Raw genomic sequence first — 19,101 nt, 5'->3', positions numbered from 1 at the left:
ATGCGGCCCCGTGCCCAGTTACACTACGCGTCTGATGTGGGGCGGTAGCTCAGCTGGGAGAGCGTCGCGTTCGCAATGCGAAGGTCGAGGGTTCGATCCCCTTCCGCTCCACCATCTTTCCGTCTTCGACGGTGCAAGCAAGGTCAGACAGCCACCAGGCTCTCTGGCCTTTTTTGTTGGCCGGTCCTGGTTGTCGTCCGATCCTGGCGCTGACCGCGCCCGATCACGCCGCTCCTGCATGCGCGACCGGCGATGGCGCGCCCCGGGCCCTCGGCCTTCTCACTAAGGCAAAGCGGCGGGACGCCGACGCGCTGCGCGCCCCGCCGCTCGCTCGATCAGCCGTTGTCGTCCTGCGCGGCCTGATCCTGGCCGGAGCGCGGGCCGCGCTCGTGCGCCTCGCGCAGCTTCTGGTCTTCCAGGCCGGGCCGCTGCTTGGCGGTATCGTCCTGGGCACGGTCCTGCTGGCCCTCGTGGATGCCTTGCTGCTTGCCGGACTGGGTGGTCTCGTCTTTTGCCATGGTCTGCACCTCGCTGGGGCGGATGCCCCTCCGCTGCCACCCTAGCGAGGGCGCCGTGATGCACCGATCACGGCGTGCCGGGCATCACGCCGCCAGCGCCGGCGTGCCGGCCTCGGCGATGTCGTCGCTGCGCAGCAGCCGCGCACGGTCCAGCAGGATCACCAGCCGATCCTCCAGCTTGCCCATGCCTTGCAGCAGGTCGCGGCGGATATCGCTGCCGAAGGCCGGCGGCGCCTCGATCTGCTGCGGCGGCAGTTCCAGCACCTCGTTGACCGCGTCCACCAGCAGGCCGAACGACTGCGTGCGGCCGCCCTCGTCGGTGGCGGCAGTGGCGATGACGATGCAACTGCGCCGGGTGACCTGGCTGGGCGCGCGGCCGAGCCGCGACTGCAGGTCCACCACCGGCACCACCGCGCCGCGCAGGTTGATCACCCCGCGCACGCAGGCCGGCATGGTCGGCACCGGGGTGGGCGTGCGGTACTCGATGATCTCGTGGATGCCGGCGATGTTGAGCCCGAACAGTTCGCGATCCAGCTGGAAGGTCAGGAACTGGCAGCCGCTCTGCGGCGTGTCTCCGGCCGCGGTCTCGTAGCGATCGTTGTGCATGATCTTCCCCTTCAGAAGTTGACGAACTGGCCTTCGTCCGGCGCATCCGCCAGCGCGTAGGCCGGAACCTGGCGTGCCCGCGGGCGCAGGCCCTTGCCGGCGCTGCGCACGGGCCGCGTGGCCGCCGGCCTGGGCGCCACCGGTACGGCACGGCGTGGCGCGCCCAGTTCCTGTTCGCGGTTGAGGCGGAAGAAGCCCATCGCCTGCTGCAACGATTCGGCCTGGGTGCTCATCTGCTCGGCGGTGGCCGCCAGTTGCTCGGAGGCCGCCGCGTTCTGCTGCGTGGCCTGGCTGAGCTGGGCCACCGCCAGGTTGATCTGGGTGACGCCGGAGGACTGCTCCTGCGAGGCCGAGGCGATCTCCTGCACCAGATCCGAGGTCTTCTTGATGCTGGGCACGATGGTGCCGAGCAGGTTGCCGGCGCGATCGGCCAGGCCCACGCTGCTGGCGGCGACCTCGCCGATCTCCTGCGCCGCCACCTGGCTGCGCTCGGCCAGCTTGCGCACTTCCGCCGCCACCACGGCGAAGCCCTTGCCGTGCTCGCCGGCACGCGCGGCCTCGATCGCCGCGTTCAGCGCCAGCAGGTTGGTCTGGTAGGCGATGTCGTCGATGATGCCGATCTTCTGCGCGATCTGCTTCATCGCATGGGTCGAAGCCAGCACCGCTTCGCCGCCCTCCACCGCTTCCTTGGCCGCCTGTGCCGACATGCCTTCGGTGACCTTGGCGTTGTCGGTGTTCTGCGCGATGGACGCGGTCATCTGCTCCAGCGAGGCGCTGGTCTCCTCCACGCCGGAGGCCTGCTCGGTGGCGGCCTGGCTCAGCGACTGCGCGGTAGCGCTGACTTCCTCGGAGGAGCCGGCCAGCGACTGCGCGCTGGCGTTGACCTCGCCCACCACTTCCGCCAGCCGCTCGACCATGGCCTGCAGCGCCACCATCGCGCTGGTGCTGTCGTTGGGACGGGTCGGCACCTGCACGGTGAGATCGCCACGCGCGATCCGCGAAGCGACTTCCATCACCGTGCTCGGCTCGCCGCCGAGTTCACTCATCAGCGAACGCGCGATCAGGAACCCGATCACCGAGGCGCACAGCGCCGCGACTAGGCTGCCGACGATCAGGGTGAGGTTGGTGCGCTGCTGCAGTTGCTCGGCCTCGGCGGCGCGCACCGCCAGCAAGTCGCTCTCGGCGCGGCGCACTTCGGCCATGCGGTCGCGCATCGCATCCATGTAGGCCTTGCCCTTGGAGGCGCGTACCGACGCGGCCAGCGCTTCCATCGTCGCCTGGCCCTCGTTGACGTTCTTGCGCAGCGCGATCTGCGGATGCACCGCCTGGCTGAGCCATTGCGCCTGGGTCTGCTTCAGCGCGTTCAGGCGCTCCTGCTGCTTGGGATTGTCCGCGGTCAGCTCCTGCGCCGTGCGCAGGTGGCTGTCGAAGCTGGCGACGCCGTCGCGGTAGGGCTGCAGGAAGGTGTCCTCGCCGGTCAGCGAGAAGCCGCGGGTACCGGTCTCGATGTTGATCAGGCTGCTGAGCGCGGCATCGACTTCGGCGATCACCTTGTAGGTGTGGGTGTTCCAGTAATTGGCCTGCGACAACGCCGACACGTTGAAGTAGGCCACGCCGGCCAGGGCCAGCAGGATGCACAGGACCACGGCGAAGCCGCCGTAGAGTTTGGTTGCGACTTTGAGATTCTTCAGCACGGCACTCTCCCGACAATGGGGCAGTTGTGACAACGACAGCGACACGGAACTGGCGGCGCCACCGGCGCCGCCAGGGAATGGATCAGGCGTGGCCCAGCAGCGCTTCGCTGCGGTCGCGATTGCCTGCGCCCGGGCGGCGCGCGGCCGCGGATGGCGTACGCGCCGACCAGCGCGCGCCGGCCGCACGCAGCGGCGCCGCCTCGCTTTCATCCAGCACGTGCGTGGCGCGGCGCGTGGCAGCGGACAGCTGGAAGAAGGCCATGCTCTCCTGCAACTGCACGGCCTGCGTGCTCATCGATTCGGCGGTGGCCGCCAGCTCTTCGGAGGCGGTGGCGTTCTGCTGGGTGATCTGGCTCAGCTGCACCACCGCCGCATTGATCTGGTTGACGCCGGAGGACTGCTCCTGCGAGGCGGCGGTGATCTCCTGCACCAGGTCCGAGGTCTTCTTGATGCTGGGCACGATGGTTTCCAGCAGTTGTCCGGCGCGTTCGGCCAGTTCCACGCTGGAACCGGCGACCTCGCCGATCTCCTGCGCGGCCACCTGGCTGCGCTCGGCCAGCTTGCGCACTTCCGCGGCCACCACCGCGAAGCCCTTGCCATGCTCGCCGGCACGCGCGGCCTCGATCGCCGCGTTCAAGGCCAGCAGGTTGGTCTGGTAGGCGATGTCGTCGATGATGCCGATCTTGTGCGCGATCTGCTTCATCGCCGCCACCGTGGCCACCACCGCCTCGCCGCCTTCCAGGGTCTCGCGGGCCGCCTGCGCGGCCATGCCGTCGGTGATCTTGGCGTTGTCGGTGTTCTGCGCGATGGACGCGGTCATCTGCTCCAGCGACGCGCTGGTCTCCTCCACGCCGGCGGCCTGCTCGGTCGAGGCCTGGCTCAACGACTGCGCGGTGGCGCTGACTTCTTCCGAGGCGCCGGCCAGGCTCTGCGCACTGGCGTTGACCTCGCCGACCACCTGCTGCAGCTTCGCGACCATGCGCTGCATCGCCAACAGCAACTGCGCGGTCTCGTCGCGGCCGCGCACGTCGATGGACATGCTCAGGTCGCCCTCGGACAGCGCATTGGCCACGCTGACCGCCTTGCCGATCGGCCGGGTCACGCTGCGGCTGATGAACACGCCCAGGCCCACGCCGAGCAGCACGCCGCCGATCACGATGGCGAGCATGGTGCGGGTGCTGCTGGCGTAGATCTCGTCGGTGGCGTCGTTGGCCTTGGACGCATTCGCTTCCTTGATCTCGCTCAGCTCGGACATCAGCACATCCAGTTCGTCGGAGCTGCTGCGTACGCTCTTGGACAGTGCGGCCAGCTGCGGATTGCCTTCCGGCAGCGGCTCGCGCATCACCGAGTCGACGAACTGGCCGCGCCGCTCCAGGTAGGTCTTCCACACCTGGTCGAAGCGGACCAGCTTGGCCAGCGTGTCCGGGTCGTCGAACGAGGCCCTGGCCTTGTCCATGTGCTCGACCACCTTGGCGGTGTACTTATCGAGGCTGGCGACGTGCTTGGCACGGTCTTCCGCCGTGCTGGCCAACTGCAGGTTGGCGCGCGAACGGCCGGCATTGATCAGGTTGATGTTGGCCTCTTTCAGGTGCGACAAGCCGAGCAACTCGCGTTCGTACAGCACCGTGGCGTAGTCGTTGATGCGGCCCGAGTTGCGGATGCCGACCCAGCCGATGCAGGCGCCGATCGCCGCCACGATCAGAAACGCCGCCGTCAGCCTGACCCCGATTTTCATATTGCCCAACATGGTGTGTACCCCGATTTGTGTGTGTCCGCTTGCGCCGGGCGATGCATCCGGCTGCGTTTCGCGGCGCCTCGCGGAGCAGTCCCGCTCGCCAGGTCGCGAGGGGGAACGCTGCGCTGCAACGTCATGCGTGAGGGCTATCGGCGCAATTGAGGACGCCTTTAAATCGCGTGAAAATTGCGGAATCCCGCATAACGCGGATGTTTTCGCGACATTCGTGAATGCGCAACGAACCTTGCGCCACGGCACTCAACACAGAAAAGGGAACACGAGGACCGCTCGGCGCGGATGCCGCAGTTGTTCTGCAAGGGCAGATGCCCCCGGTTTTGCGCCGAGGACGAAGTGGGATACCAACCCCTTTAATTTGTAGACAGAATGTGAAAGCAGCGCCGATATACCGCAAACGCACTGAGCGGGCGCGGGCAAGGCGCAGCGCCTTCACACCATCGGCAGTGCCACGACCGTTCGCCGTTCCGCCGCACTGCCACCGCGCAACAGCCGTTGCGCGCGCGCATGCGCTTCGGCATCCATGTCCTGCAGCGCTTCGAAGCGCTCGCCGACCCAGCTCGCCATCGGCACGCCGTCCCGGTACAGCACGCGCGCGCCCGCCACCCGCGGCACGCGCGCGCCGGGCAACACGCTGCCGAGCAGGTTGGCCGGATCGGCGGCGGCCACGCACACCCAGCTGCCGTCGCCGGGCTGGCGGCGCACGTGCCGCAGCAGGCCGATCGCCTCCGGCAGGGCGAACTGTTCGCCGGACAGGCCATCGATGAAGCGCCCACCGCGGATCTCGCCACGCGCCTCCAGGCGCTGGTAGACCCGCAGCAGCTCGCGCCACGGCGGCAGCCACACCGCCTCGCGCTCGAGCAGGCGCCAGCAGACCACGCCGTAGCGGCGCAGCAGGGTGCGCGCGACGTGCTCGACCGCCTCGCTGCGCGCGGCCGGGTCGTCGGCCTCGACACCGGTGCGCAGTACCGCCCAGCGCCCGGCATCCTGGATGCCGCCGTACAGCGCCATGCGCGGCCGGCGCCGCGACAGCGCCGAGGGCCGCTTCGATGTCGGCACCAGCAAGGCGCGCAGGCCGGCATAGCTGTCGCAATGGACCCGGCCGGCGGCGACCAGTTCGGCCAGTGCCGCCTCCAACTCGGTGGACAGCAGGCGCGTGGCCTCGGCGATCTCGTCGAAGAACGAGGCGCCGTGCGCCTCGAGATGGTCGGCGACCTTGCGCGCGCGCGACCCCAGCGCGCCGGCCTCCGGCGCTGGCGACAGCCGCGACCACTGTCCGGCGCTGCGTCGCGGCAGCAGCAGGATCGGCGTGCTGCGCAGCGTCGGCGCGGCGCCGCCGGCGCCGGGACGCAATCGCGTCCACAGCGTACGGCCGGCGCTGCAGGCCTCGTCCAGCCATGCCGGGCGGTAGTCGCGCACCCGCGCCGGCAGCAGTTCCGCCTCCCACAGCGGCGCCGCGGCCTCCACGCCCTCCAGTTGCGCCAGCACCGTGGCCAGCGCCTCGGCGCCCTCCACCTGGCCCAGCGCATCCAGATGCTGCCAGCGGAACAGGAAGCGCGCGTAGTCGCGCGGCGCCACCGGCTCGATCTCGCGACGCAGGCGGCCGAGGGTGTAGCGGTGGATGCGCGCCAGCAGGTGCCGCTCGCACCACTCCTCGGCATCGGCATCGGCGCTGAACCGCCCGCCCAGCACATAGCCGTCCTGCTGCAGCGCCAGCAGCCCGGCCTGCACCTCGCGCAGCGGCAGGTGCAGCGGCGCCGCCAGCGCCTCGGCGGTGACCGGCCCCAGCCCGGCCAGGCGCCAGCGCAGCAGTTCGCGCAATGCGCTGTCGCGCTCCCACTCGGCGACCGCGTAGCCCTCGGGCACGGCGATGACCGGTTGCGCGCCGGCCTGCGGATACAGCGGCGCCACCGCCGCCAGCGCCTCGGCGGCCACCCACAACGCCGCCGCACCGCCATCCACGCCATGCAGGCAGGTGGCACGCGCGTCTTCCGCCAGTTCACCCAACCACTGCTGCCACTGCGGCTGCGCGGCGGCCTCGTCCATGCTCACCACGCCGAGCGTGAGCAGCGCCTCGTGCATCTCGTCGCGGCTGCGCGGCTGCGGCCAGGCCTCCTCGCGCACCGCGGCGATCGCCTGCGGATCCAACTGGCCGAGATCGTCGGCGTTGTCCGGGTCCTGGTAGCGGCGACTGTGCACGGCCTGGGTCCGCCGCTCCTCCAGCGGGGCGTCGTCGAGGAAGGCATAGGGCCGCGCATCCAGGGCCTCGGCCGCCAGCGGCGACGGCGCGGTCAGTTCGCGCGCCAGTACGCGCACGTCGCCGGCCTCGAGGCGGCGCAGCAGCTGCAGCCAGCCGGCGCTGTCCATCGCCTCGTCCAGGCAGTCGCGCAGGGTCTGCGCCACCAGCGGATGCTCGGGAATCTCGCGCTCGCCGACCAGGTTCTCCGCGCAGGCCACCTGATCGGGGAAGACCGTGGCCAGCAGGTCCTCGGACTTCATCCGCTGCAATTGCGGCGCGACCTTGCGCCCGCCGGTGAAGCGCGGCAGCGCCAGCGCGTTGGTGGCATTCCAGCGCCAGCGCACGCCAAACAGCGGCGCGTCCAGCAGGGCCTGCACCAGCACGTCCAGCGCCGAGGCGGCACGCAGGTAGCGCGCCACCTCGTCCAGGGCGAAGCTGTGCCGGGTCGACAGCGACAGCACGATCGCATCCTCGGTCGCCGCCGCCTGCAACTCGAAATTGAAGGTGCGGCAGAAGCGCTTGCGCAGGGCCAGGCCCCAGGCCCGATTGATGCGGCTGCCGTAGACGCTGTGGATCACCAACTGGGTGCCGCCGGTGGCGTCGAAGAAACGCTCCAGCACGATGCACTGCTGGGTCGGCAAGGCGCCCAGCGCCGCATGCGCGCGGCCGAGGTAGTCGACGATCTGCTGCGCGGCAGCCGCATCCAGCGCCAGCGGGCCGCACAGCCACTGCAGCGCCTGCGCCGCCCCACCCTGCGCCAGCGCCTGCTCGACCTCGGCCCGCAGCCGCGACACGCCCAGCGACAGCGCGTCGCTGCGCCCGGGCGCTTCGCCGATCCAGAACGGGATATTGGGTGGCGCACCGCGCGCATCCTCCACCCGCACCCGCCCGGCTTCCACGCGCAGGATGCGGTAGCTGGCGTTGCCGAGCTGGAACACGTCGCCGCCCAGGCTCTCCACCGCGAAATCCTCGTTGACCGTGCCGATGGTCTGCGCCTGCGGCTCCAGCACCACGCTGTAGTCGCCGGTCTCGGGGATGGTGCCGCCAGAGGTGAGCGCCGCCATCCGCGCGCCGCGGCGCTGGCGAACGCGGCGATGTACCGCATCGCGATGCAGATAGCCGGCGCGCGGCCCCAGTCGCGTGCTGAAGCCTTCGCTGAGCATGCGCAGCACCGCGTCGAACTGCGCGCGCGGCAACGCCGCATACGGCCAGGCGCCACGCACCAGCGCATACAGCGCGTCTTCCTCCCACTCCTGGCAGGCCACCTCGGCGACGAGCTGCTGGGCGAGCACGTCCAGCGGCGCATCAAGCATGCGCAGCGCATCCAGTTCGCCGCGGCGTACGCAATCCAGCAAGGCCGCGCACTCGACCAGGTCGTCGCGCGACTGCGGGAACAGCCGCGCCTTCGGCGTGCCGCCCACCGCATGCCCGGAGCGACCGGCGCGCTGCAGGAACGCGGCGATCGACCGCGGCGAGCCGAGCTGGCAGACCAGGTCGACGTCGCCGATGTCCAGGCCCAGTTCCAGCGACGCGGTGGCTACCAGCACCTGCAGTTCGCCGGCCTTGAGCCGGCGCTCGGCGAGCAGCCGGGTCTCGCGCGCCAGACTGCCGTGATGCGCCGCCACCGCCTGCGCACCGAGCAGTTCGCCCAGGTGGCGGGCGGTGCGCTCGGCCATGCGCCGGGTGTTGACGAACACCAGGGTGGTGCGGTGCGCGCGCACCAGTTCGGCCAGACGCGTGTACGCCTGCTGCCACTGATCGGCGGACATGGTCACGCTGAGCGGTGTCGGCGGCACCTCCAGCGCCAGGTCGCGGGCGCGCGCATAGCCGATGTCGACGATGGCGCAGTCCGCCTGGTCGTCGTGCACCGCCGCGCTGCCGACCAGGAAACGCGCAACCGCATCGATCGGCTTCTGCGTCGCCGACAGGCCGATGCGCAGCGGCGGCACCTCGCACAGATGCTGCAGCCGCTGCAGCGACAGCGCCAGATGGCTGCCGCGCTTGTTCGCCGCCAGCGCATGGATCTCGTCGACGATCACCGTGCGCACATGGCGCAGCGTCTTGCGCCCGGACACCGAGCCGAGCAGCACGTACAGCGACTCCGGCGTGGTCACCAGCACGTGCGGCGGACGCCGCCGCGCCTGCGCGCGCTCGCGCTGCGGGGTGTCGCCGGTACGCACCGCGGTGCGGATCTGCACATCCGGCAGGCCCAGCGCCGCCAGCTCGGCGCGGATGCCCTGCAGCGGCGCCTCGAGATTGAGCTGGATATCGTTTGAAAGCGCTTTCAGTGGCGACACGTACAGCACCTGGGTGCGGTCCTGCAGGCCGCCGTCGCGCAGGCCTTCACGCACCAGCGCATCCAGCGCGGCGAGGAACGCGGTGAGGGTCTTGCCGGAGCCGGTCGGCGCGGCAACCAAGGTGTGCCGTCCCGCCTGGATCGCCGGCCACGCCGCCGCCTGCGCCGGCGTGGGCGCAGCGAAACGCTGTTCGAACCAGCGTGCAACGGCGGGATGAAAGCGCGTGTGCGCCAACGACATGCGATCTCCTGTACCGCCGAGGTGCGGCGCGCAGCGATGCCACGTTTTGCGCATTGTCCACGCGACTGTCTCGCGTCATCGCCTCGCCAATGAAAATGGTGACGTTATCCAGGCGATCAAGCACATTCACACGGGAGCGCTGTTTTTAGGGGGTTTTCCATTAAGCGTTCATCGAACGACATAATGTCTACCACTCGCTCCGCATCACGCGGTTATGTTGTCGACGACATCACGTATCCCGGCCTAGCGTTTGCGCAAACGCACAAGCTTTGTTTCTGGGAACGGAATGCGGCACGGCAACACCAGCGAACACCGGTATCGCCCATCAACCGCGCACGGGACGCTCCACGTCCCACGCGCGATCGCGGCGGCGCGCGTTCGCGTCGCCCCGCCTCCGTCTCCCTTCGATGTCGAACTGCCGTCGCCTGTTGGCGTGCGGCAGCGATGGCGGCGGCATCCGCCATCGGGTCCTGCATTGCCGGACTGCGCATGCGTTTCACCTCTCCACCGCCATCGCCAAGGAGCATCACCAATGGCACAGAGCAGCCCGTACCTCTCCAACAACGACCTGAGCCAGCGCCGCGGCAGCGACGCACCACAGTCGCTTGGCGTCGCGCCGAACGTGTTCGAAGGCAACGACCCGACCGCGATCGCGCGCGCACTCAAGCAATCGGCCGACCTGCACGCACGCCGCCGCACCGGTCCGTATCGTTCGGCCATGTCGATGCTGACCTTCTACATCAATCGCGCCGGCGATCAGTTGCCGGCGCAACGCCGACAGATCCTCGAGCAGGCCAAGGACGAGTTGCGCAGCCTGTACGGCAAACCGCGCAAGGGCGACGCCAGCGACAGAGCGTAAGCGGCCGCGCAGCGTGATGGAGCGATCAGTTCCGCACGCTGCCCGGGCCTGGCGCACGCCGCCCGTTGCCGTCCTCCGACGTAGTGCCACATGATGCGGACATGGCCAAGGCATCCGGCATTTCGGACCTCATCCAGCACGCTGCCGCCGCGACGCAAGACGACGCGGCGCTGCTGTCGCGCATCATCCTGGCGCAGGGCGAGATCGCCGCGGCCGGCGGCGATCCGCTGCAGGTGGTCGACGTGGTCACCCGCCGCGCGCAGGAGCTGACCCGCTCCAACGGCGCGGTGGTGGAGATGTGCGACGGCAAGGACATGCTGTACTGGTCGGCCAGCGGCGTCGCCGAACGCCACCTCGGCCTGCGCCTGCCCAGCAATGGCAGCCTGTCCGGCCTGTGCATGCGCAGCGGCCAGGTGTTGCGCTGCGACGATTCGGAAATCGACCCACGGGTCGACCGCGAGGCCTGCCGGCGCATCGGCCTGCGCTCGATGCTGGTGGTGCCGCTGCGCTACGGCGACCGCAGCATCGGCGTGCTCAAGGTGCTGGCGCCGCAACCCGATGCCTACAGCGCGCAGGACGTGCGCACGCTGGAACTGCTGGCGACGCTTGTCGGGGCGACGCTGGCGCTGGCGATGGACCGCGCGGCGCTGCAGACCGACATCGCGCGCCGCCAGGACGTGGAGAAACACGCGTTCCGCGAGAAGGCGGCGATCGCCACCCGCATCCGCGAAACCATCGCCGGTGGGCGCCTGCAGATCGTGACCCAGCCGGTGCTGGCACTGGCATCGCAGCGCATCGTCGGCGTGGAAGCGCTGTCGCGCTTCCCGGCCAATCCGGCGCTGCCGCCGCTGCGCTGGTTCGACGATGCGAGCCGGGTCGGGCTGGCGCTGGAGCTGGAACTGGCCGCCGCGCGCAAGGCGCTGGACCTGCTGGCGCAGTTGCCGGCACCGGTCTACCTGGCGATCAACGTGTCCGCGCAGACCCTGCTGCATCCGCAACTGCAGGCGCTGCTGCACGGCCACGACCTGTCGCGGATCGTGCTGGAGATCACCGAGCAACTGCAGGCGCCGGACTATCCGCGCCTGTCCGACCACATCGGCCTGCTGCAGCGGCAGGGCCTGCGCATCGCCCTGGACGATGCCGGCACCGGCTTCGCCAGCCTGCGCCACCTGCTGCACCTGGCGCCGGACATCATCAAGCTGGACCTGACCCTGACCCGCGGCATCGACGCCGAACCGCGCCGCCAGCGGCTGGCGATGGCGATCCTGTCCTTCGCCGCGGAAACCAATGCGGACGTGGTGGTCGAAGGCATCGAGACCGAGAGCGAACTGGCGACGCTGCAGGCGCTGGGCGCGCGTTACGGCCAGGGCTACCAGCTCGCCCATCCCGGGCCGCTGTCGGCGCACCTGGCGCGTTATCCGGCGATCGGCGACGGCATCGGCTGAGTCGCGGGCGATCGAGCGTTGCGTGCCAGACACGCCCGCCACGAACATCGTGTGTAGGAGCGGCTTCAGCCGCGACCGGGCGCCAACGGTAATGCCCCGTCGCGGCTGATCCCAAAAAGGGAACAAGAGCCGCTCCTGCAGTGCCCCCGCCTCGCCCCAGAACCCACACCGGCGTCGACAAGAACGCCACGCGCCAGACGCGGCACCTGCGCAAATGCGAGGCAAGAAAAAAGCGGGCCGAAGCCCGCTTTTTTGAAACGGCAGTGGACGCCAGCGGCTTATTCGGCCGACACGCCCTCGCCTTCCTCGACGGCCTTCATCGACAGGCGGATACGGCCCTGCTTGTCGACTTCCAGCACCTTGACCTTGACCACGTCGCCTTCCTTCAGCTTGTCGCCGACCTTCTCCACGCGCTCGCTGGAGATCTGCGAGACGTGCACCAGGCCGTCCTTGCCTGGCAGGATGGTCACGAACGCGCCGAAGTCCATGATCTTGGCGACCTTGCCTTCGTAGATGCGGCCCGGCTCGACGTCCGAGGTGATCTGCTCGATGCGCGACTTGGCGGCCTGCGCCGCGATCGCATTGACCGAGGCGATGACGATGGTGCCGTCGTCCTGGATGTCGATCTGGGTGCCGGTTTCCTTGGTGATCGCCTGGATGGTCGAACCGCCCTTGCCGATCACTTCGCGGATCTTGTCCGGGTGGATCTTGATGGTCAGCAGGCGCGGCGCGTAGTCGCTCAGCTCCGCACGCGGGCTGGTCAGCGCGCTGGCCATCTCGCCGAGGATGTGCAGGCGGCCGGCCTTGGCCTGGGCCAGGGCCTGCTTCATGATCTCCTCGGTGATGCCTTCGATCTTGATGTCCATTTGCAGCGCGGACACGCCCTCGGCGGTACCGGCGACCTTGAAGTCCATGTCGCCCAGGTGATCTTCATCGCCCAGGATGTCCGACAGCACCACGAAGTCATTGCCTTCCTTCACCAGGCCCATGGCGATACCGGCCACCGGCGCCTTCACCGGCACGCCGGCGTCCATCAGCGCCAGCGAGCTGCCGCACACCGAGGCCATCGACGAGGAACCGTTGGATTCGGTGATTTCCGACACCACGCGGATGGTGTACGGGAACTCTTCCATGGTCGGCATCACCGCCAGCACGCCGCGCTTGGCGAGGCGGCCGTGGCCGATCTCGCGACGCTTGGGCGCGCCGAAGCGGCCGCACTCGCCCACCGAGTAGGGGGGGAAGTTGTAGTGGAACAGGAAGTTTTCCTTGTACTCGCCGGAGACCGCGTCGATCACCTGGCCGTCGCGGGCGGTGCCCAGCGTGGTGACCACGATCGCCTGGGTCTCGCCGCGGGTGAACAGCGCCGAGCCGTGGGTGCGCGGCAGCACGCCGGCCTTCACGCTGATCGGGCGCACGGTGTCCAGCGCACGGCCGTCGATGCGCACCTTGGTGCTCAGCACCGAACCGCGCATGGTCTGGTATTCCAGCTCGCCGAACTCCTTGGCCAGGTCGGCAGCGACCCAGTTCTCGGCGGTGGCGCGCGGCGCCAGCTGCGCCAGCACGTCCTTCTTGATCGCCGCGATGGCATCGCGGCGCTGCAGCTTGTCGCGCACCTGGAAGGCGGCGGCCAGCTGATCGCCGACGGCTTCCTTCAGCGCGGCGATCATGGCCTCGTTCTTGGCCGGGGCGACCCACTCGGACGGCTTGGTGCCGGCTTCGACGGTCAGCTCGTTGATCGCGTTGATGACCTTCTGCATCTCGCGGTGGCCGAAGGTGACCGCGCCCAGCATCACTTCTTCGGACAGCAGCGCGGCTTCGGACTCGACCATCAGCACGGCGTTGGCGGTACCGGCGACGACCAGCTCCAGCTGCGATTCCTTCAGGTCCGACACGGTCGGGTTGAGGATGTACTCGCCGTTCTTGTAGCCGACCTTGGCGGCGCCGATCGGGCCCTTGAACGGAGTGCCGGCCAGCGACAGCGCGGCCGAGGCGCCGATCAGCGCGGCGATGTCGCCGTCGATGTCCGGGTTCATCGACATCACCGTGGCGATGATCTGCACTTCGTTCTTGTAATCCTCCGGGAACAGCGGACGGATCGGACGGTCGATCAGACGCGAAATCAGCGTCTCCTTCTCGGTCGCACGGCCCTCGCGCTTGAAGAAGCCGCCGGGGATGCGGCCGCCGGCGTAGAACTTCTCCTGATAGTCGACCGTCAGCGGGAAGAAGTCCTGACCTTCGCGCGCGCTCTTGGCGGCGACGGCGGTGACCAGCAGTACGGTGTCGTCCATCTTGACGATGACGGCACCGCCGGCCTGGCGGGCGATCTCGCCGGTTTCGAGGGTGACGGTGTGCTTGCCGTACTGGAAGGTTTTGGTGATTTTTGCCACGGGGTTTCCTTGGATGATGCTGTCTGCAAATGGACCGCTGACGGCCCATGCCGCTGGCGGGTGGCCGGGAGGATCCGGCCGGTGACGCGGAGCGCTCCCCGGGTCACGGTACTACCCAAAACAAAACCGCGGCGCATCGCTGCGCCGCGGTGGGGTTCGTTGCCTCAGCGACGCAGGCCGAGCTTCTCGATCAGCGCCTTGTAGCGCTCGCCATCCTTCTTCTTCAGGTAGTCGAGCAGGCTGCGGCGGCGGTTGACCATCTGCAGCAGGCCGCGGCGGCTGTGGTGGTCCTTCTTGTGGGTCTTGAAGTGGCCGGTCAGCTGCTCGATGCGGGCGGTCAGCAGGGCGACCTGCACTTCCGGCGAACCGGTGTCGGCAGCGCCGCGCTTGTTTTCTTCGATGACTTTCTGGGTGTCGATGGACATGAGGTTTTCTCTGAGATGCGGGGCCGGCAGGAACGTGCGAAGGACGCACCGCCTGGCTCGCCGATTGCGAAGGATTGCGCCGGAGCGCAGCGTGCCGGAAAGGCCGCGAAATTGTACCGGCCCTGGCCCGGAGGAACAAGGCGTTAAGACAGCGTCATGACTGAACGACAGTCAGGTGGCAACCGATGCGCCTGCCGTTGCGGTCACGGATTGAACATGCGCTGCGGCGCCAGCAGCCCGCTGGCATCGACCTGGCCCAGGCCCAGCGGCACCCCGTCGGCGTCGAACACCGCGGCCAGGCCGGGCGCCCAGGCCGGATCGCGCAGGCGCTGGCCCATGCGGAAACGCTGCGCCGCAGCATGCTCCAGGCGCACCGGCGGGAAATCGGCCAGGCCGGCGGCCAGCGGCAGCACCAACGCCTCCAACGCCGCCGGATCCTGCGCGGCCAGTTGCTGAAGATGCTCCAGGGTCACCATCTGCGGCGTGCGGAACGGCTCCACCCACAGCCGCCGCAGCGCGGCGATGTGCGCGCCGCAGCCCAGCGCCTCGCCCAGGTCGCGGGCCAGGCTGCGGATGTAGGTGCCGGACCCGCAGGCCACATGCAGGCGCAGGCGGTCGCCGGCGTGGGCAAGCACGTCGATCGCATGCACCTCGACCTCGCGCTCCGGCGCCTCGATCGCCTCGCCGCGGCGCGCCTTGACGTACAGCGGCTCCCCGCCCTGCTTGAGCGCGGAGTAGATCGGCGCGCGCTGGCGGATGCGTCCGCGCAGCGGCGCCAACGCCGCCTCCAGCGTCGCCACGTCCAGCGGCGGCACCGGCCGGGTCCGCAGCACCGCGCCCTCCGCATCGTCGCTGTCGGTGGTGACGCCAAGCACCACCTCCGCCTCATAGGCCTTGGCCGACCCGAGCAACAGCCCGGCCAGCTTGGTCGCCTCGCCGAAGCACAGCGGCAGCAGCCCGGTGGCGAGCGGATCCAGGCTGCCGGTGTGGCCGCCCTTCTCGGCACGGAACAGCCGCCGCGCCGCCTGCAGCGCCGCGTTGGAACTCATGCCGATCGGCTTGTCGAGCAGCACGATGCCGTCGAGGCGACGGAAGACGATACGGGGCAGACGCGGGCCGAAGACGGGCATGGGTACGGGCGGGATTGGGGATTGGAGAGTCGGGAATGGCGGATCCGGCCTCGGCATGGCGCAGGCGAACGGCGCGGGCGGAAAGCGCAGGCACGCACGGGACAGCGGAAAACCGCTCGAATCGAAGAACGCCGTGATCGCGGCTGCGAAACGGGCGCTCGCGTTCGGCGCCCGCACTCACACAATGCACGCCGACGCCGCGGCGTCGGCAGCGGACTCAGTCCTTGCGCGGCGCCGTTTCGGCGTCTTCGGCGGCGGCATGACCGTCGTCGTCCCGATCCTGCTGCAGTTCCGGCATGTCGCGCAGCAGGTTGTCGATGCGCTCGCCGCGATCGACCGAATCGTCGTAATGGAAATGCAGTTCGGGGACGTGGCGCAGCTTCATCGCCCGCGCCAGTTCGCTGCGCAGCTGCGGCGCCAGTTCCTTCAGGCCCTTGACCGCCTCGGCCGAGCGTTCCTGCATCAGCGCGGTAACGAACACCTTGGCATGCGCCAGATCGCGGGTGACTTCGACGTCGGACACGCTGACCGACGGCAAGCCGTGATCGCGCACGGCCGCATGCACGATCGTACCGAGGTCGCGCCGGATCTGCGCGGACACGCGATCGGTACGGTGGAAAGATTTGGTGGGCATGACGGAAGCTCTCTCTTTTGGAAATACGGGATCGGGAGAGACTCGCAGAAGCGATACGCACGTCGCGCACCGCTTTTACGAATCCCCAATCCCGATTCCCGAATCCCAGCTCTTACAGCGTACGCTGCACTTCGATGCGCTCGAAGCACTCGATCTGGTCGCCGGCCTTGACGTCGTTGTAGGCCTTCACGCCGATACCGCACTCGGTGCCGTTGCGCACTTCGTCGACGTTCTCCTTGAAGCGACGCAGCGATTCCAGCTCGCCCTCGAACACCACGGTGTTGTCGCGCAGCACGCGGATCGGCTTGTTGCGCTTGACCACGCCCTCCACGACCATGCAGCCGGCGACGGCGCCGAACTTGGAGCTGCGGAACACGTCGCGCACCTGGGCGATACCGATGATCTCTTCGCGGATCTCCACGCCCAGCAGACCGGACGCCACCTGCTTCACCTGGTCGATCACGTCGTAGATGATCGAGAAGTAACGCAGGTCGATGCCGTTGGTCTCGATGATGCGCCGCGCCGAGGCGTCGGCACGCACGTTGAAGCCGATCACCGTGGCCTTGGAGGCCAGCGCCGAATTCGCATCGGATTCGGTGATGCCGCCCACGCCGGAGTGGATGACGTTGATGCGGATCTGCTCGTTGGACAGCGCGGTCAGCGACTGCTTCAGCGCTTCCACCGAACCCTGCACGTCGGCCTTGATCACCAGGTTCAGCGACAGCTGGCCCTCGCCCTTGCCGAGCTGCGACATGATGTCTTCCATGCGGCTGCCCGCGGTGGACACCAGACGCGACTCACGGCGCTTGGTCTCGCGCTGCTGCGCCACGTCCTTGGCCAGGCGCTCGTCGTCGACGACCACGAAGTCGTCGCCGGCATCCGGCACGCCGGACAGGCCGAGCACCTGCACCGGGATGGACGGACCCGCCGAATCCGGCTGCTTGCCGGTCTCGTCGAACAACGCACGCACGCGGCCGTACTGGATGCCGCACACCAGGTAGTCGCCCTTCTTCAGCGCGCCCTGCTGCACCAGCACCGTCGCCACCGGGCCGCGGCCCTTGTCCAGCGAGGACTCGATCACCACGCCGCTGGCGCGGCCTTCGGCCACCGCGCGCAGTTCCAGCACTTCGGCCTGCAGCGAGATCGCGTCCAGCAGCGTGTCGATGCCCTGGCCGGTCTTGGCCGACAGCTCGACGAACTGGGTGTCGCCGCCGAACTCTTCGGCGACCACGTCCTGCGCCAGCAGCTCGTTCTTGACCCGCAGCGGATCGGCGCCGGACTTGTCGATCTTGTTGACCGCCACGATCAGCGGCACGCCGGCCGCCTTGGCATGCTTGACCGCCTCGACCGTCTGCGGCATCACGCCGTCGTCGGCCGCGACCACCAGCACCACGATGTCGGTGAGCTTGGCGCCGCGGGCGCGCATCGAGGTGAACGCGGCGTGGCCCGGGGTATCCAGGAAGCTGATGACGCCGCGGTCGGTTTCGACGTGGTACGCGCCGATGTGCTGGGTGATGCCGCCGGCTTCGCCCGAGGCGACCTTGGTGCGGCGGATGTAGTCCAGCAGCGAGGTCTTGCCGTGGTCGACGTGGCCCATGATGGTGACCACCGGCGGCCGGGGCAGCTTCTCGCCCTGCGCGTCCTCGGTGTGCGCCAGCAGCGCGTCCTCGGCGTCGGCACTGCCCGCACGCACCGGCTTGTGGCCGAGCTCTTCGGTGACCAGCGCCGCGGTGTCGTGGTCGATGGTCTGGGTGATGGTGGCCATCACGCCCATCTTGAACAGCGCCTTCACCACGTCGCCGCCCTTCAGCGCGAGCTTCTGCGCCAGGTCGGCCACGGTGATGGTGTCGCCGATCGCCACTTCGCGCACCACCGGCGCGGTGGGACGCTCGAAGCCGTGCGCGCCGCCGCCGCTGCGCGACGGCTCGGCCTGGCGACGGCCGCCGCTGTGGCTGCCGCCGCGCGGCTTGCCGCGCACGTTGGAACGGCGCGCGCGGTCGGCCGCGGACAGGTGCAGCTGGCCGGCGAAGCGGCTGGTGCTGTCGTCGTCCTCGACACCGGCGACCATCACGTGCGAGCCGCGGGTCTTGTGCTTGTTGTTGGCATTGTTGCGGTCGTCGCTGCGCGGCGCCGCCGGCTTGGCCGGATGTGCCGCACCGGCCGGACGCGGTGCCACCGCCGGACGCGGCGCGCGCGGCGCAGCGGCGGCGTTGCGGTCGGCGGCAGGCGCGGCCGGCGCCGCAGCCGGCGGTGCCGACTCGGCTTCCAGCGCCGCCTGCGCGGCGCGCTGCTCGGCCTCGGCGCGCTCGCGCGCTTCCTGCTCGGCCTTGCGCTTGCGCTCGATTTCCTCGGCGCGCGCACGGTCCTGCTCGGCGAGCTTCTGCTGCTCGGCCAGGTTGCGCTGCTTGGATTCCTCCAGCTTGCGCAGGATCTCGGCGCGCTCGTCGTCCACCCGTCCGCCCGCGGACGGCGCCGCACGCTCGGCGGCCAGGTCCTCGGCCGACTTCACGTAGGTGCGCTTCTGCCGGACCTCGACGTTGACCGTGGTCTTGCTGCGCCCGGCGCTGACCGTCACTTCCTGCAGCTTGCGCCGGTTCAGGGTGATCTTCTTCGGCGCCGCCTGGGCCTCTTCCTCGACCGGCTTGTCGGTCTTGCCGTGGGTACGGCGCAGGAAGCCCAGCAGCTTCATCTTTTCGGTGCTGGTGACGACCTGGTCGGGACCGCTGAACTTCATCCCGGCGTCGGCCAGTTGAACCAGCAGTTTCTCGACCGGCGTGTTCACCAGTTCGGCCAGCTTGCGGATGGTGGTTTGCTGCGACATTCGGATCCTATGATCTGGTTGGCGCCCCCTCGCCGCGTGCGAAGGTAGCGCGGATT

At 69.3% G+C, this 19,101-nt stretch carries 12 protein-coding genes and 1 tRNA gene; 3 read left to right on the top strand and 10 right to left on the bottom strand.

From position 1 onward, the window contains the following. Nucleotides 1–38: 38 nt before the first annotated feature. A tRNA-Ala gene (locus M3U25_RS02855) sits at nt 39–114 on the top strand. A 221-nt stretch (nt 115–335) separates the two neighbouring features. Here M3U25_RS02855 and M3U25_RS02850 read toward each other — a convergent pair. The 5 genes from M3U25_RS02850 to M3U25_RS02830 form a co-directional block, all read right to left on the bottom strand. Further along, nucleotides 336–518 (bottom strand): hypothetical protein, encoded by a 183-nt coding sequence (locus M3U25_RS02850; protein WP_160947082.1) that lies wholly within the window; start codon nt 516–518, stop codon nt 336–338. 84 nt (nt 519–602) lie between these two features. Next, nucleotides 603–1,124 carry a chemotaxis protein CheW gene (locus M3U25_RS02845; protein WP_355495037.1) on the bottom strand — a complete coding sequence of 174 codons (522 nt, stop codon included), beginning with the start codon at nt 1,122–1,124 and terminating at the stop codon, nt 603–605. 11 nt (nt 1,125–1,135) lie between these two features. Continuing rightward, a complete protein-coding gene (locus M3U25_RS02840; RefSeq protein WP_242156726.1) occupies nt 1,136–2,818 on the bottom strand; it encodes a methyl-accepting chemotaxis protein in 1,683 nt (560 codons plus the stop codon). A gap of 82 nt (nt 2,819–2,900) precedes the next feature. After that, nucleotides 2,901–4,565: a methyl-accepting chemotaxis protein gene (locus M3U25_RS02835; RefSeq protein WP_355495041.1), complete on the bottom strand. Its 1,665-nt coding sequence runs from the start codon at nt 4,563–4,565 to the stop codon at nt 2,901–2,903. A 435-nt stretch (nt 4,566–5,000) separates the two neighbouring features. After that, on the bottom strand, nt 5,001–9,344 hold the full coding sequence (locus tag M3U25_RS02830) for a DEAD/DEAH box helicase (protein WP_355495044.1): 4,344 nt from the start codon (nt 9,342–9,344) through the stop codon (nt 5,001–5,003). A gap of 532 nt (nt 9,345–9,876) precedes the next feature. Between M3U25_RS02830 and M3U25_RS02825 the strand changes: the two genes are divergently transcribed. Both M3U25_RS02825 and M3U25_RS02820 read left to right on the top strand, forming a co-directional pair. Next, the gene (locus tag M3U25_RS02825; protein WP_355495047.1) at nt 9,877–10,203 is read left to right on the top strand and encodes a DUF3175 domain-containing protein; all 327 of its coding nucleotides are present in this window, start codon (nt 9,877–9,879) and stop codon (nt 10,201–10,203) included. Between the two features lie 101 nt (nt 10,204–10,304). Then, entirely contained in the window at nt 10,305–11,648 is a 1,344-nt protein-coding gene (locus M3U25_RS02820) for an EAL domain-containing protein (protein WP_355495050.1), read from the top strand. Nucleotides 11,649–11,926: 278 nt separating this feature from the next. Here the strand turns inward: M3U25_RS02820 and pnp are convergent, their stop codons facing one another. From pnp to infB, 5 genes are all read right to left on the bottom strand, one after another. Further along, nucleotides 11,927–14,035 carry a polyribonucleotide nucleotidyltransferase gene (gene pnp / locus M3U25_RS02815; RefSeq protein ID WP_242081273.1) on the bottom strand — a complete coding sequence of 703 codons (2,109 nt, stop codon included), beginning with the start codon at nt 14,033–14,035 and terminating at the stop codon, nt 11,927–11,929. Nucleotides 14,036–14,199: 164 nt separating this feature from the next. Further along, entirely contained in the window at nt 14,200–14,460 is a 261-nt protein-coding gene (gene rpsO / locus M3U25_RS02810) for a 30S ribosomal protein S15 (RefSeq protein WP_019797620.1), read from the bottom strand. Between the two features lie 203 nt (nt 14,461–14,663). Then, a complete protein-coding gene (gene truB / locus M3U25_RS02805) occupies nt 14,664–15,590 on the bottom strand; it encodes a tRNA pseudouridine(55) synthase TruB (protein WP_355495055.1) in 927 nt (308 codons plus the stop codon). Between the two features lie 217 nt (nt 15,591–15,807). Then, entirely contained in the window at nt 15,808–16,224 is a 417-nt protein-coding gene (gene rbfA / locus M3U25_RS02800) for a 30S ribosome-binding factor RbfA (RefSeq protein ID WP_355495058.1), read from the bottom strand. A gap of 112 nt (nt 16,225–16,336) precedes the next feature. Continuing rightward, nucleotides 16,337–19,045 (bottom strand): translation initiation factor IF-2, encoded by a 2,709-nt coding sequence (infB, locus tag M3U25_RS02795; protein WP_160947090.1) that lies wholly within the window; start codon nt 19,043–19,045, stop codon nt 16,337–16,339. Nucleotides 19,046–19,101: the final 56 nt, after the last annotated feature.

It is taken from the genome of Xanthomonas sp. PPL134, from assembly GCF_040595915.1.
GTDB lineage: Bacteria > Pseudomonadota > Gammaproteobacteria > Xanthomonadales > Xanthomonadaceae > Xanthomonas_A > Xanthomonas_A indica.
This window is presented reverse-complemented; position numbering and strand designations above follow the sequence as displayed.

Coding starts and splice junctions, on each gene's coding strand:
- M3U25_RS02835 (WP_355495041.1), bottom strand. CDS start 4,565: ATGTTGGGCAATATGAAAATCGGGGTCAGGCTGACGGCGGCGTTTCTG.
- M3U25_RS02830 (WP_355495044.1), bottom strand. CDS start 9,344: ATGTCGTTGGCGCACACGCGCTTTCATCCCGCCGTTGCACGCTGGTTC.
- M3U25_RS02825 (WP_355495047.1), top strand. CDS start 9,877: ATGGCACAGAGCAGCCCGTACCTCTCCAACAACGACCTGAGCCAGCGC.
- M3U25_RS02820 (WP_355495050.1), top strand. CDS start 10,305: ATGGCCAAGGCATCCGGCATTTCGGACCTCATCCAGCACGCTGCCGCC.
- M3U25_RS02850 (WP_160947082.1), bottom strand. CDS start 518: ATGGCAAAAGACGAGACCACCCAGTCCGGCAAGCAGCAAGGCATCCAC.
- rpsO (WP_019797620.1), bottom strand. CDS start 14,460: ATGTCCATCGACACCCAGAAAGTCATCGAAGAAAACAAGCGCGGCGCT.
- M3U25_RS02845 (WP_355495037.1), bottom strand. CDS start 1,124: ATGCACAACGATCGCTACGAGACCGCGGCCGGAGACACGCCGCAGAGC.
- rbfA (WP_355495058.1), bottom strand. CDS start 16,224: ATGCCCACCAAATCTTTCCACCGTACCGATCGCGTGTCCGCGCAGATC.
- truB (WP_355495055.1), bottom strand. CDS start 15,590: ATGCCCGTCTTCGGCCCGCGTCTGCCCCGTATCGTCTTCCGTCGCCTC.
- infB (WP_160947090.1), bottom strand. CDS start 19,045: ATGTCGCAGCAAACCACCATCCGCAAGCTGGCCGAACTGGTGAACACG.